11 protein-coding genes and 1 pseudogene are annotated in these 14686 nt (G+C 45.6%); 7 read left to right on the forward strand and 5 right to left on the reverse strand.

What is annotated here, in order from left to right; translation table 11 throughout:
* Positions 1-148: 148 nt before the first annotated feature.
* The 5 genes from crtA to IQ257_RS13365 all read left to right on the forward strand — a co-directional run bounded on the left by crtA (position 149) and on the right by IQ257_RS13365 (position 5349).
* Entirely contained in the window at positions 149-1036 is an 888-nt protein-coding gene (crtA, locus tag IQ257_RS13345; protein ID WP_193876527.1) for a cyanoexosortase A, read from the forward strand.
* A gap of 171 nt (positions 1037-1207) precedes the next feature.
* Positions 1208-1954: an HpsJ family protein gene (locus tag IQ257_RS13350; protein ID WP_193876529.1), complete on the forward strand. Its 747-nt coding sequence runs from the start codon at positions 1208-1210 to the stop codon at positions 1952-1954.
* Between the two features lie 78 nt (positions 1955-2032).
* Positions 2033-2995, forward strand: a complete 963-nt coding sequence (locus tag IQ257_RS13355; RefSeq protein WP_193876531.1) for an ABC transporter ATP-binding protein — start codon at positions 2033-2035, stop codon at positions 2993-2995.
* Positions 2996-3068: 73 nt separating this feature from the next.
* On the forward strand, positions 3069-4928 hold the full coding sequence (locus tag IQ257_RS13360; protein WP_193876548.1) for a serine/threonine-protein kinase: 1860 nt from the start codon (positions 3069-3071) through the stop codon (positions 4926-4928).
* A 91-nt stretch (positions 4929-5019) separates the two neighbouring features.
* A complete protein-coding gene (locus IQ257_RS13365; RefSeq protein WP_193876533.1) occupies positions 5020-5349 on the forward strand; it encodes a hypothetical protein in 330 nt (109 codons plus the stop codon).
* Positions 5350-5526: 177 nt separating this feature from the next.
* Here the strand turns inward: IQ257_RS13365 and IQ257_RS13370 are convergent, their stop codons facing one another.
* Positions 5527-6438 carry a TetR family transcriptional regulator gene (locus tag IQ257_RS13370; protein ID WP_193876535.1) on the reverse strand — a complete coding sequence of 304 codons (912 nt, stop codon included), beginning with the start codon at positions 6436-6438 and terminating at the stop codon, positions 5527-5529.
* A 235-nt stretch (positions 6439-6673) separates the two neighbouring features.
* Here IQ257_RS13370 and IQ257_RS13375 point away from each other — a divergent pair.
* A pseudogene (locus tag IQ257_RS13375) lies at positions 6674-6859 on the forward strand (Rieske 2Fe-2S domain-containing protein); the annotation flags it as partial.
* A gap of 158 nt (positions 6860-7017) precedes the next feature.
* On the opposite strand, the gene IQ257_RS13380 reads toward IQ257_RS13375, so the two are convergent.
* From IQ257_RS13380 to IQ257_RS13390, 3 genes are read right to left on the reverse strand one after another with little or no spacing between them, the layout of a single operon-like run.
* Positions 7018-7827 (reverse strand): DNA adenine methylase, encoded by an 810-nt coding sequence (locus IQ257_RS13380; RefSeq protein ID WP_193876550.1) that lies wholly within the window; start codon positions 7825-7827, stop codon positions 7018-7020.
* 12 nt (positions 7828-7839) lie between these two features.
* A complete protein-coding gene (locus tag IQ257_RS13385) occupies positions 7840-8307 on the reverse strand; it encodes a hypothetical protein (RefSeq protein ID WP_193876538.1) in 468 nt (155 codons plus the stop codon).
* A gap of 19 nt (positions 8308-8326) precedes the next feature.
* Positions 8327-10036: a helicase HerA domain-containing protein gene (locus tag IQ257_RS13390; RefSeq protein WP_193876540.1), complete on the reverse strand. Its 1710-nt coding sequence runs from the start codon at positions 10034-10036 to the stop codon at positions 8327-8329.
* A 283-nt stretch (positions 10037-10319) separates the two neighbouring features.
* Here IQ257_RS13390 and sbcC point away from each other — a divergent pair, with 283 nt between their 5' ends.
* On the forward strand, positions 10320-13340 hold the full coding sequence (sbcC, locus tag IQ257_RS13395) for an exonuclease subunit SbcC (protein ID WP_193876542.1): 3021 nt from the start codon (positions 10320-10322) through the stop codon (positions 13338-13340).
* 123 nt (positions 13341-13463) lie between these two features.
* Here sbcC and IQ257_RS13400 read toward each other — a convergent pair whose 3' ends face one another.
* Entirely contained in the window at positions 13464-14675 is a 1212-nt protein-coding gene (locus IQ257_RS13400) for a M20 metallopeptidase family protein (RefSeq protein WP_193876544.1), read from the reverse strand.
* Positions 14676-14686 lie beyond the last annotated feature (11 nt).

Consider the following 14686-nt stretch of genomic DNA (forward strand, 5'->3'; position numbering starts at 1 on the left):
CAAGCTGTTTGGTGACCGAGGCTAAATCTCTCAAGGGCTGGACAGAACAGCTCTATCAGCAGGGTCTACAACTGATTACCAAGTCCAATCTAGCCACACTAGAGGGGGTTGAGTTAAAAATAGGTTAGGTTTCTACCCCTGCATCAACATGAAAGCAACCCACCTTACCGCAGTCACGCCCCTAAAAAACTCCCAATACTGGCTACTCGCCATCGCCGCAGGCTTAGTTGCCATCTACATGACTCTCACCTGGAAAGCCGGAGATACCGCCCAGCTAGGCATGAGTGTCCTATTTTGGCTAGCCGTAGCCTCCTCACTCTGGGGAAAACGCCACAGCTTAAAGTTAGAAAGTGGAGTTCTCCCTAGCTTTTTAGGGGCATTGCTGATAGCTTTGATACTTTGGCAAGGTGCTACCATCAGTGGTTTAGCGCTTACCAATGAAACGGTTCAAGCTAAAGCTCCCTTCCTGCGGTTTATTCCTTTTTTTTCCGCCCTCGGTGTCGGTTTGCTGGCTTCAGGTTTTAAAGGATTAAAGCAATACTGGCAAGAAATAACCATCCTCTTTTTTCTGGGCATACCGAGTGTCGTGCTATCATCCCTGACGGATATATCGCCAGTCACCGCCAAATTTTCTGCCTTTCTCCTGTGGTATTCTGGCTTTCAAGTATCGCTTCAGGATGTCTACATCAATCTGCCAACCGGAAGTGTAAAAGTATACGGGGGCTGTTCTGGTGTGGAAGCCATGACTTATCTACTGGGACTTGCTGTGATTTGTCTGGTGATGTTCCCAATACAGGGGCGCAAGCAAATCTTCGTGCCAATTGTCGCCCTAATCATAGGGTTCATCGTCAATGCCATGCGGGTTTCCCTAATGGCGGTGCTCATCGCCTTCTCCAACAAGGAAGCCTTTGACTACTGGCATGAGGGAGAGGGTTCCCTGATCTTTGGTATGATTTCTGTGTTCATTTTCGGACTATTCTACCTTTTCCTACTGCGACAAGAGGAGCCTGAAGATCACGATACTAGGGAGTTTTGAAGGCAATAATGCTCTGGAAACAACTGCGAATTCCTTTCCTAGCAATTATTTTGAGTACTGTTTTCTTAGTTTTGCTCAAGGTAATTCTGGCAACAACGACAAACAAACCGATAGAAAAGAATTCTTCTTCATTCCCCACTCTTTATGTATTAATAAAATATTGTCAAAATTATGCCTGAATTAGATAACGACAAACAAACAGAAACAGTACAAGAGCTAAAAAAAGTTAGCATCAGTCTGTTACGGTCGATTGGTATCTTTCACTGGCTAGGCTACGGTCTGTTAGTCTTAGCATTATTTGACGTGATTGAGATACTTGTGCCGCCGCAATTTATGAATCCTGTCTGGGAATTTCAAACACTGGGAGCATTAGTTGAACGAGTACCTGTCCCCTTAATCGGGCTAGCATTGGTGTTCTATGGAGAGCGAAATTACCGTGCAAACTGGGAAATTCCCCTCTTGAAGGTTCTGTCTTGGTTATCGTTATTAGTGGGAATTCTATTTCTATTGCTAGTTCCTTTAGGAATCATTGATACCTTGCGAATCAACCAACAGAATAGCCAACGAATTACTAGCCAAATTGAGCAACAGATAGCTCAAATTCAACAGGTGAAAGGTGCATTGGAACAAGCGCAGACTAAAGAAGAAATGGAGCAGATTTTGAGCAGTATCGACAGCCAAGGTCGTACTCCAACGATTAGAGACTCGGCGCAGTTGACAGAAGTAAAACAGCAGATTTCTTCATTCATTACCCAAGGTGAGGCTGGGATGAAGGCTCAAGCTCAAGCCACTCGAACACAGCAACGCTTAAGTCTTCTGGAAAGTTCTGTAAAATGGAACCTGGGAGCCTTAGTTTCAGGAGCTTTGTATATTGGGATTTGGCGATCTACTAGCTGGCTGCGCTCTCGGAAGGGGTAACATTATTGAAAATCCTAGAAACCTTTTTAGCTGTCTGGTAGTCCCTAGCTGCTATTTTTAAACAAGACCCCATGTCCCATGAGTGCCATCTGCTTTGAACAAGTCAGCCTAAAATTTCGGGGTGCATCCTATCCGGCTGTAAATGGCGTAAGTTGTGAAATTGAAGCCGGTCAATTGGTGGTGATTTTGGGACTGTCCGGTTGCGGTAAAACCACGCTGCTGAAAATGGTCAATCGGTTGTACGAACCGACTTCTGGCACAATTTATCTGGACGGTAAGGATATTCGGGACATCAAAGTGACGAAGCTGCGCCAGCAAATTGGCTATGTTATTCAGCAGTCTGGCTTATTTCCCCACATGAGTGTTGCTCAGAATATTGCCGTGGTGCCGAAGCTATTGGGGTGGACACGCACAGAATACCAGGCTCGTGTTGATGAGTTACTAACGCTGGTGGAATTGCCTCCTGAACTCTATCGCAATCGTTATCCGGCACAGCTATCGGGAGGACAGCAGCAACGGGTTGGCGTGGCGCGTGCGTTGGCGGGAGATCCCAAGGTTATGTTAATGGATGAGCCGTTTGGTGCCATTGACGCGATTACTCGCCAGACGCTACAGGATGAAATTTTACGTCTCCAACGCCAACTCAAGAAAACGATTTTGTTTGTGTCTCACGATGTTGAGGAAGCGCTGCGTTTGGCGGATAAAATTATGATTCTGCAAAAGGGTCAGATTGTGCAGTTCGATACGCCTTTTAATATTCTGACGCAACCTGCTAATGCGTTTGTGCATGAGTTGATGGGTGGGGATGATATGCTGCGTCAGTTGAGTTTGCTGCGGGTTGAGACGGCAATGAGTAGGGTGTCTCAAGATAACCAGCTTACCCGTGAATGTGCGATCGCTCCCCAGGATAATCTACGTCAAGCACTATCGCTGCTACTGGGTACGAGTGCTGAGAGGTTGATAGTGGTTGATGATGGGACGGTTGTGGGTGTAATTACCCTGGAGGATATTCGGGATTCAGCGAGGATGGGGGAAAGGTAGGTTTTATTTTTCCTGACTTGCCCTCCTGTTGGAGAAGGCAAAATAGATACAGAGTCCCTGCATGTCTCCCTTCATGAGTTATTGCCTCAATCCCAACTGCCTAAGTCCTCAAAATCCAGATGATGCAGAAGATTGCCAACGGTGCCAGTCTCGACTACTGCTCAATAATCGCTACCGTCCCTTAGATCCAATTGGTCGAGGCGGCTTTGGCAGAACCTTCAAGGCGAGAGATGAATACAAGCCATCAAAACCATACTGCGTGATTAAACAATTTCACGGTAAAGGATTTGATGATGCGGCGAAAGCCAAAGAGTTATTTCATCGAGAAGCAGAGTTACAGGAGAAATTAGGTAAGCATCCCCAGATTCCCGAATTACTGGCGCTTTGTCCGCAGGATAACTACCTGTATTTGGTACAGGAGTTTATTGATGGATTTAGTCTGAATCAGGAACTCAAAGAGGAAGGCACTTTCAGTGAAGACAAGATTTGGCAATTACTTAAGGATTTGCTGCCTGTATTGCAGTTTGTCCATGACAATCAGGTGATTCACCGAGACATTAAGCCTGAAAATATCATTCGCAACAGTACTGATGAAAGATTATTCTTGGTAGATTTTGGCATTGCTAAACTTGCCACTGAAGCTATCTTAGCCAAAACTGGGACAGTAATCGGTAGTGAGGGATATACTGCTCCAGAGCAACACGAAGGTAAACCCCACTTTGCCAGCGATTTATACGGTTTGGGTGCAACCTGCTATCATTTGTTAACTTATGCCGATCCGTCTAGGCTATTGTATAGTTGGGTCGATTGGCAGAAGGAACTCAGGGAAAAGCTAGAGAACAGAGATATCAGTGATGAACTGATTGATGTACTAAACAAACTATTGCAACCAGATATCAGTCAGCGCTACCAATCAGCAGAGAAAGTTATTCAAGAGTTGAACCTTAAGCAAACTCAGATAAGCGCTGAATCACTCCCAGTTTTTCCTACGTCTGAAGTCAAGCTTCCCTCTCAGACTTGGAGATGTATACATACTCTCACTGGACATAAATGGGACATTTGTACTGTTGCTATTAGCCCTGATAGTCAGACACTTGCCAGTGGCGCTACTGACCATGACATCAATATTTGGAATCTAAATACAGGAGGGTTGATCCATACCCTTGCTCAACACTCAGGCGATGTGTACTCCATTGCTTTTAGTCCCAATGGAAAAACAATTGTCAGTGCTGGCTGGGCTAGTAGTTGGCGTCAAACGAGGGAAACCCCTCAGAAGACGGTTCTACTGTGGCATCTAAGCAAGATGGAAATGCTTTATGCTTTCTTAGGACATTTCGGCTCGGTTTGTTCAGTTGCTATCAGTCCAGATGGGCAAACATTAGTTAGTGGAGGTGAGGACAAAACAATCAAATTGTGGAATCTATCCACGGGAAAACTACTTAACACCTTTTTTGGGCATTCAAGTTCAGTTCTATCAATTGCTATTAGTCCAGATGGACAGATACTGGCTAGTGGAAGTGGGGACAAAACAATCAAATTGTGGAATCTATCCACAGGAGAACTGCTCAACACTCTCTGTGATCATTCAGATTCAGTATTCTCCGTTACGATCGATCTTGATTCTCAGATGCTTGCCAGTGGTAGTAAAGACACAACAATCAAACTGTGGAACCTATCTACAGGAAAATTACTTACTACTTTCACTGAACATTCAGAAGGTGTTAACTCGGTTACTTTCAGTCCTGATGGTCAGATGCTTGCCAGTGGTAGTAAAGACACAACAATCAAACTGTGGAATTTATCTACAGGAAAATTACTTACTACTCTTACTGAACATTCAGAAGATGTTAACTCGGTTACTTTCAGTCCTGATGGTCAGACACTTGCCAGTGGCAGTAATGATGAAACTATTAAGATTTGGCGGTGTGATTGACTGACTCGAAGACTAATCTCAAGGAGTACCTTATGAAATGGCAAGACGTTTGCGAAAATAAATACTTAGTGAAGAGGTTAGGGAAGAGACTATGGGAAGTAAATCTAAAGAAACAAAGGCAAAAATTGCTACTACTGCGATTATTTGGGGCTTCGGCACGGGAATGCTAGCGATTTGCATTCCGTTGGTAGCCATAACGAAAAGTGGTGTAATTTTGCCATTAGCAGTGATTTTAGGAGCCAGTGGGGGTACGGCTGTTGTTTGGCGTTCTGCGAGTCAGCAGTCTAGAGATGCTTTGGAGTTGACGAGTAACGTTAAGCAGTTAAATGAACGGGTGGGGACGTTAGAAACTATTTGTAGTAGTGATGAGTTGGATATTCAGAAGCGGCTGAAGCAACTGGAATCGAGAGATAAGATTTAGAGAGCAATTACTCTAAAAATGACAATGAACTAACCCCATTCTATTCAGATACCCTAAGTAGTCTAATCAGTTAGATAGAGTCTGATGTTTCAACTATCATGGGACGGAAAATTGGAGCAGTATGCAACAACTCCCTAAAATTTGGCACTCCTGTATCTGTCGCTAGTTGTCGCAAGTTTACCGAAGTTCGCTCCACAGTGGGTTGAGGCGGTAGTAAAGTCGATTTGTCTTTCCTTCAGGTAGCAACAAACCCTTCTGCACAAGCGATCGCAGTTCACGCTGTAGCGTCCGCCGCGAAAGGTCTGGGCAACTCTTCTCAAAGTCCTGAATGGTCAACCCTCCCTGCTTGATCGCAAAGGTGAGGGCAAGGCGTTGGCGCTCTGAAAGTTGGTGCTTTTGGCTAAGGGAATCGCTCTTAATGCACGACTCAGTGGAATCTTGCGCCTTATCGTGCAGTAATTCGTCCCCTACATAAGGTTGCAGGTAGGCTACCAACAAATTTTGAATCTCTTGATAAAGTAACGTTCGATGTGTGCGATCGCTGCGTAATGCCGCTAGGAGTAAGCTGTTGTAGCACTGATTGAATACCTCGGCAAGCAGTTCACTCTTGGACACACTCAAGGCAGGGTTACGCAACCGCAACACGTTGGCTAATTTTTGGTTGAGTCCTTGGGTAAAACTCTCACCAAAGTAGACAAACATTTCCGGCGCAACGAAGTACTGGATATAGACAACTCGTGGTCCCGGCTGCTCAAAATAGACAGCAAACGTCTCCACAACCTGCTGAATCATTCCCTTGAGTGGCTGTTGGAGTATTTGGGGAAGTAACTTGGCGTGAATAGCATTCACCTGCTGCATATGGCGTTCTTCCAGGGCATGGAAAATCGCTAGCTTATCTGGGAAGAACTGATAGAGTGAGCCAATTGCCGTTTCCGCACGGGTAGCGATCGCGTTGATGGTTGCCGCTTCGTAACCCACTTCGTCAAACACCTCCGCCGCCGCCGCCAAAATTCGCTCAACCCGCTCTCGGCTGCGCTGCTGCTGAGGATTTCGGCGCATTGATGTCATTTTTGCTGCTTTTGCGTTCATAGAGAAAGCCCAACTCGTCTGTGTCTTGACAAACACGAACGATTCGTCATATTTTTTGAAATAAAGACGAACAATTTTTCACATCTAATTCATTTTACGAAAAGCATTCGAGCCGACCGAGTTGCTGTAGGAGGGGCTGCTCATGCTGATTCAGGATGGGCAACGACGCTTAGTGAGAAAACTTGCGTCACATCTGGTGACATAAAAAACACAATTAATCAGGAGTCAAACACCGATGTCTATGCTAGCTGGTGCGCCTTGGCTATTGGCACACAAATCCATGTTAGAAATTAACAAGCCATTGAAAGTATCCCTTTATGGTACAGATTACGTGCTGTGGCAAGACCGAACGGGTAAAGTGAATGGCTTACCCAATGCCTGTCCCCACATGGGAGCGATGTTATCGTTTGGATGGTGTCAACGGAACCGAATTTTTCTAAATGAAGTAATTAGAGCAAAAATTATCCGTACTCCTAGCCTGGAATATCAATTCAAACGGGTTCAATCTGTGTGATAACTCCCAAATCAAAAGTGTGATCGCATTTTTTACCATCTTTGACATGAATTCAGTAAGATTGCCTAGTAATTTTTTATAAAAAGCTCCTTACCTTTAGCTGCATACTTCTTTTTATAATTATTCATACCATACTGTAACTCCCATTCCACTATTTTAGCAAAGCTAAATAGTTGCCTGATTTCAGGTGAATCATCATAGGTTATTAACCATTTATGATTGCATTTTCGCATAGTACTAGCAAATCTCTCATGATCAAATGAAGTGTGCAAAGCACCTCTAACACCATACAGTTTTGATTTTGTGGCTTGATAATACGGTGGGTCTAGGAATATAAAAACATCCTTTCCTTCTTTAATAATTAATTCTTCATAATCTCCATGGGTAATCTTAACTAACGATAAACATGGAGCTATATTGCTTAATCGTTCTAAGGAAGATTCCGTAAATCTTTCTTCAAAAGCTTTCTGTGAATATCCCCCTGAATCTACTGTTCCTGAAAAAGTAATTCGATTCAGAATGAAGAATCGAATAGCCAATTCAAAGTCTGAACAAGCATTAGTTTTATTTGTAAGTACTTTATATAAGTCTCTCCCCTCTGAATAAGTGTCACGAAATTTTTTTATTTCTTGTACCAGTTCTTGATTTCTTTCTTTTGCTGCCTTCCAGAAGCAGTATAAATCATAGTTTAAATCATTTATCCAGTAGGTTGTTGGAAATAAAATTCTGCTATATTGAAATCCTAAAAATACTGAGCCACCTCCGACAAAAGGTTCTCTAAACTCTTGAATATCAAAGGGAATCTGAGGCAGAATCTGAGTCAGTGCCTTTGATTTGCCTCCAGGATATCTGAGGGGACTTTTGTTCATGTTAATTTGTACCAGTTATCAATTTAGTTGATAGCTAGCTATTTCTTTAATTTTTTCTTTTACATAATCAGCATTAAATTTTTGTTTAGTGAGTTTAGGCGCATCTCCTTTCGCTTTTTCGGCTTCTTCATACCAAGCTAAAATAATATAGACATTAAGTAAACTCATCCAAGAAAAGGTTATAAAATTTATTCGATCATTGTCGCCAGCCAAACCCTCATCTTTAATAACCGGAATCACGGCAACTTTCTTAGTATTAAGATAATAGGTATTGTAGATTCTGGCAAAAGGATAAGAGCGGGTTCTTTTAGGAGAAACCCATTTTGAGAATGCTAAGGTATTCTCTGGGCTGTCTAACTCGACAATTCCACAGGTGCTTGCGGTATTAATATCAAATGAATTGAGACTATAAATTTTCAATTTAGAACGTAAAAGGGGACTGTAGCGGATATCTCTGATAAATCCTTGAAACAAGAACGATGTCATTATTGAACCCAACTAACTCTCAAAACCCCAAATCTGCCTTCGCCGCCTCAGCAGCAGCAAACACCTCATCATCCGACACCTCATCCCAAGCCGTATCCCCAATCTCCTCATAAAATTGCTGATCATAAGGACGAGTCCGTACCACCACCGGCATCGGTACAGCGTGCCCTAAAATCAACGCTTGCTGCTTAGAATCCAACTTCGCCAAAACCGATCGCAAACTTTGCCCCCCAGATACCCCGGTAAAAATGGCATCAATATCCTTATCATCATTCAGCAAGCAGGTAATCCGCGTACCAACTTGGGACATCACCTCGTTATCAATCCCCGAAGGACGCTGATCCACAATCAGCAACGTGACAAAATACTTCCGCATCTCGCGGGCGATAATCCCGAAGATAGTCTGGCGTACTGTAGCCGGATCAAGAAAGCGATGCGCTTCTTCAATCGTAATCACCAATGGGTGGGGGCGATCGCTCGGATTTTTACTCTGCAAAAACTTCTCTGCCTTATGTACATAGCTGCCGTGTATGCGGCGAGTCATCACATTCGTTGCCAGCATATAAGACAGCATATTAGATTGCGAACCAAATTCCACCACGACATGCTTACCCGCATCCAAAGATTGCAAGATTTGGTCGATATAATTGTGAGGGCAAGCACTCCGCATATACTTCAAATCATCCAGACGCAGCAGTTTCCGTTGCAATGCCATAATCGAAGACTTATTTCCCCGCTTCTCATCGCAAAACATCTGGATTTCTTCATTCGTCATGTTCAGCAGTTGCGTAATCCAGGATTTGCCGAACTCGTTGCGGAGAATAATCGCATTCTCCAGACTCGCCTCAGAAAGATTTAACTCCCCCCGCACTAGCATGATATCTTCAACTTCAATCTGGTCATAACTCAGATAAAGTTCCTGGGCGTCTCTAATTCCTCGGCGTCGAGTGGATTCAGGGTCAAGGGTGTATACTTGCACCTGGCTAGGAAATAACTGCCGCAACCCTTTTACCGTGCTGAATTGCTTACCCTCCGATACCGCTTCCCACCCGTATTCCGAGTGCATATCGAAAATGAGATTAACCGCCGCTTGCTTACGGATAATCCCCGATAGCAGCAACCGCGTGAGAAACGATTTACCCGTACCCGACTTACCAAACACGCCGTTACTGCGTTCCACAAACCGATCCAGGTCTAAGCATATCGGCACATCCATGTCAAGGGGTTGACCGACAGCAAAATTACGGCGCAGGGGATCATCTTCCCAACCAAAGACTGCCCGAAAATCCCGTTGGCTGGCATCGTAAACTTGGGAGAAATGGCTAGGGATAGTCTTGACGGGGAGTAACTCCATTTCTTCGCTACTTTGGGGTTGGAAGGATGCTAACCCGTTGTTTCCGTTGGAGTTATCTCCCGTTTCCCGTTTCCCTTCGGTTGGCGTAAACATCAGCATTGGGGTGAGATTCACTGTCCCGAAGGTGCCACTTCCCGCCAGAACGTCTCGCAAAAAGTCATCGTTAGGATGGGGAGGATTGGCGAGAATCCGTTGACTGGAGGTTCCCAGCGAGACATCGGTAAGCATACAGAAAAAACGCGATCGCATTCCCTGCACCACCAAAAACTTGCCCACCCGCATATCTTCTACTGAGACATCAGGATGCAATCGCACTTCCAATCCACAGGAGAGGGAACCTTGAATGACTGAACCTAAGGGCTTATCCAAATCCATGACCATAAATGGTTAACTCCGCCAAGCCTATCTTATACAGAGTTGCATTCAGACAGGCAAAGTTCTCTGCCCCTCTTCCCTGCTCCCCACAGGAGTTAATCATCAAGAAGTTCCGAAAACGAACCCAACAAATCTCTTATTACCCTTCTTTTTTCCTAATTTTATTAAAAATTGTAAACTCAAAGGATGGAGTTCTGGAATCCTCATGCTTACAGGGATAAACTATGCAACAGTGCAGATGTACTGAATTAATCTTTGTAAAAGATAGGGCATTTTAGCCTGCATGATTCCACTGAAACTAACCCTTAAAAACTTTCTCAGTTACCGTGAAGCCACCCTCGACTTTCGCGGGTTGCACACGGCTTGTATTTGCGGACCGAATGGTGCAGGGAAATCTTCTCTCCTCGAAGCCATCACCTGGGTAATTTGGGGGCAGAGCCGCGCCGCCTCCGAAGAAGATGCCATCCATGCAGGTGCAAAAGATGTCCGGGTAGATTTCATCTTTAAAAACAACCAGCAAACCTATCGACTGATTCGGACTCGTCAGCGGGGACAAAGTAGCTCCCTAGAATTTCAAATTGAAACCCCAGAAGGATTTCGCTCCTTAACAGAGAAAGGGGTACGGGCGACGCAGCAGCTAATTTTGCATCATTTAAAGCTGGATTATGATACCTTTATTAACTCCGCTTACTTGCGTCAAGGTCGAGCCGATGAGTTTATGCTCAAGCGCCCCTCTGAGCGTAAACAAATTCTGGCAGATTTACTGAAACTGAGTCAATATGAAGAGTTAGCAGAACAGGCAAAGGATTTATCCCGGCAGTTTAAAGGTCAAGCCGAACAGCTCAATCACGACTTGCAGGCAACTAAAGGGCAGCTAGAGCAACGAGATGCGATCGCTCAACAACAAGCCACCCTAGAAACCACATTACAACACCTGCAACAAACCCAAGATAGCGATCGCCAACAACTCCAACACCTGCAAACCCTTCAGCACCAGCGCCATACCTGGGAACAACAGCTTACCTTTGTTCGGCAACAATATCAAAATCTCGGCAACGATTGCGATCGCCTTCAACAAGATATCATCGCCACCGAAGCCCAACAGCAACAATTAGCCACTTTAATCAATCAAGACGAACAAATCGCGGCTGGCTATTCCCAATACCTGCACCTGCAACAGCAAGACGAACTCTTCACCGCCAAATTCCAAGCCTATCAGGAAGCCCAACAGCAAAAACAGCACCTGCAACAGCAACTCAGCCAACAAATCAACGAACTGAACCTACAAATCCGTCAAACCCAGGCACAACTAGACGCCCTATTCCCCCAAGAGCAAGAGATTCAGGAGATGCTATCCCGTTCTGGGGAAATTGCCGCTGCCCTTGAACAACTCAACCGTGCTCGCGGACGCCTCAGCCAATTGGATAGCCTACAACTGGAAGTTTCTCCCCTGCTGCAACGCCGCACCTCCCTGCAAACCCAACTCGATCGCGCCCAAGCCAGACTCACGGCTCGCTTAGACGAACTCCGCTCCTCTGAAAGTCAGCTCAATACTCAGATATCAACAACCCCTCAACTGCGACAGACGGTATTGCAAGTCGGTACAGAAATTAGCCAGCTCGAAAAGAAGCGAGTTTACCAGCAGCGCGTCCAAGAAAAAGGACTCGAACGCCGCAGCTTTCAGGAACGCTTGCAAGAAAACCAGCGCCGCTATGAAAAGCAGTTGGCAGAACTGACGCAAAAAATCCAAATGCTGCAAGCCCAGGATGCCATATGTCCTCTGTGCGATCGCCCTCTAGATGAAGCCCATGGGCAGCACGTTATCCAGAAAACGACGACCGAACAACAGGAAATCCAAGAACAATTCTGGGTGGTGCGAGAGCAGCTAGCCGTTTGCGAGCGAGAACTTCAGGTTCTCAGACAGGAATATTCCCAACTTGCTCAGGAATTGGCTCCCTATGAAACGTTACTAGAACAACGGGGACAACTGGAAGCTCGACTAGAAGCTACCGACGAAGTTTACGATCGCCTCTACGATATCTCCGAGGAAAAGAAACACCTAGAGCGATCGCTCAGTGACGGTGCCTATGCCCTAGAGTTACAAGCAGAACTGCGGCAAATTGATTCCCAACTGCAACAGCTCAACTACAACGAACAAACCCACGCCCTAGCCCGGAATGAGGTAGATCGTTGGCGTTGGGCAGAAATTAAGAGTGCAAAACTAGAAGAAGCCCAGCGGCGTCAAGGAAAAATTGATGCTCAAAAACCACAACTTCAAGCACAGATTGATAGTCTGCACCAATCGCTGCACGAGTTGCAAACTACATCCCCCCTAAAGCAGAAGCTAGACGCCCTCGATCAACAGATGGCTCAAATCGGGTATAACTTGGAGTCTCACAACAATCTGCGGGCATCCCTGCGTCAAGCGCAATCCTGGCAGTTGCGCTATCAGGAGTTAACCTCTGCCCAGCAGCAGTATCCCCAAGTTTGCCAGCGCGTGGCGACTCTCACTCAAACCCTGCAAGGGCGACGAGCTGACTTGGATGCATTGAATACACAAGTTGATACTATTGTCAAGCAATTGGAAAATTATCCAGATGCGACCCGCAACATGCAAATGTTAGAGCAGCAGATGCAGGAGCGGCGCAGGCAACTCGACGAACAACTCTCGAACCAGGGACGCTTGCAACAGCGCCTGACTCAACTGGAATCCTTGCAACGACAGTACGAGGAACAGCAGCAGCAGTTGCAAAACATCCAACGGCAGTATCGGGTTCACCAGGAATTAGCCCAGGCGTTTGGAAAAAATGGCATTCAGGCATTGATGATTGAGAATATCTTACCGCAGTTAGAAGCAGAAACCAATCAAATTTTGTCCCGACTGACAGGAAATCAGTTGCACGTCCAAATTGTGACGCAAAAGGCGGGGCGGCGGGCATCGAAGAAAAAAACTAAACTAATAGATACCCTGGATATTTTAATTGCAGATGCTAGCGGCACTCGCTCCTATGAAACCTATTCTGGTGGCGAGGCGTTTCGGATAAATTTTTCGATTCGTCTGGCATTAGCGCGACTGTTGGCTCAACGGGCGGGGACTTCGTTGCAAATGCTAATTGTAGATGAGGGGTTTGGGACGCAGGATTCGGAAGGATGCGAGCGCTTGATTGCGGCGATTAATGCGATCGCATCAGATTTTTCCTGTATCCTGACAGTGACGCATATGCCCCAGTTTAAGGAAGCGTTTCAGACGCGGATTGAGGTGCGTAAAACTGAGCGGGGTTCGCAGTTGAGTTTAGGGATGTGAGGCTTCTCTAGTTTGCCGGATATCCCATTGGATTGCATCAACAAAATTGATGATTCAACTTTAGTAAAAAAGAGGTGTGACGAAGGAGAAGCGGAACGATGCCTAACTTCTCCCAATTTACAATTAACTACAAAACTTTTCTACACACCGCACAAAAATTTCTACACCCATTCCTAAAGCTGTCTCATCAAAATTAAATCGGGGATGGTGATGGGGATACGCTAAGTCTTTAGCGGGGTTAGCCGATCCTAAAAAGAAATAGCAACCCGGTACAGCATTCAGGAAAAATGACATATCTTCACCGCCCATCGTCTGGCATTCTGGCACAATTCCGGCTGCTGTTTCTACCCCATCAGTTGCCACCGATCGCACTAATTCTGCCATAGACACATCATTAATGACGGCTGGGTAAAGCTGCCAGTAATCGAGTTTGTAATTAGCTCCCTGACTTTCACAAATCCCCGCGATCGCTTGCTCAATCCGTTTGCCAAAATAACCATCAAAGGTTGGGTTAAAATAGCGTACAGTACCACTCATTTGAGCAGTATCGGCAATGATATTTAACGCTGTTCCTGCATGAAGCGTTCCTACCGTCACGACGGCTGACTCAATCGGATCAACATTGCGAGCCACAATTGTTTGCAAAGCGTTAACCACTTGGGCGCTAACAACCACAGCATCAACCGTTTGGTGTGGCATTGCCCCATGTCCGCCTTTCCCTAAAATCGTGCAACGGAAGCATTCCACCGCTGCCATTAACGCCCCACTCCGAACACCAACAGTACCCAAAGGCAGATTGTTCCACAAATGCAACCCAATAATCCCATCTACATCGGGATTATTCAAAACCCCTGCTTCAATCATCGGCTTGGCACCCCCCGGACCTTCCTCTGCCGGTTGGAAGATAATTTTTACCGTACCCGCGAAGTTATGACGGTGTTGAGATAGATAGTAGGCTGTTCCTAATGCGATCGCTGTATGTCCGTCATGACCACAAGCGTGCATAATACCATCATGCTCTGATCGGTATGACACCTCATTTTCTTCTTGAATAGGTAGGGCATCCATATCAGCCCGAATTGCCAACACAGCTCCAGGGCGATCGCTAGAAATTGTAGCAACAATTCCCGTTTTAGCAATACCCGTTTGGTGTTCAATACCCCATTCTTGCAACTTTTGTGAAATAAACTCAGCCGTAAGTTGCTCTTGAAAGCCCAACTCCGGGCGCTCGTGGAGACGCCTGCGCCACTCGACTAACTGAGGCTGCAACGCCTGAATATCGAGTCGGAGTTCTTCAAGGGCAACTGAATTGGGAGTGGGAAAGGTAGAAACCATAGGGAATGGGG

Origin of the sequence: Coleofasciculus sp. LEGE 07092, from assembly GCF_015207375.1 — a bacterium.
GTDB lineage: Bacteria > Cyanobacteriota > Cyanobacteriia > Cyanobacteriales > Coleofasciculaceae > LEGE-07092.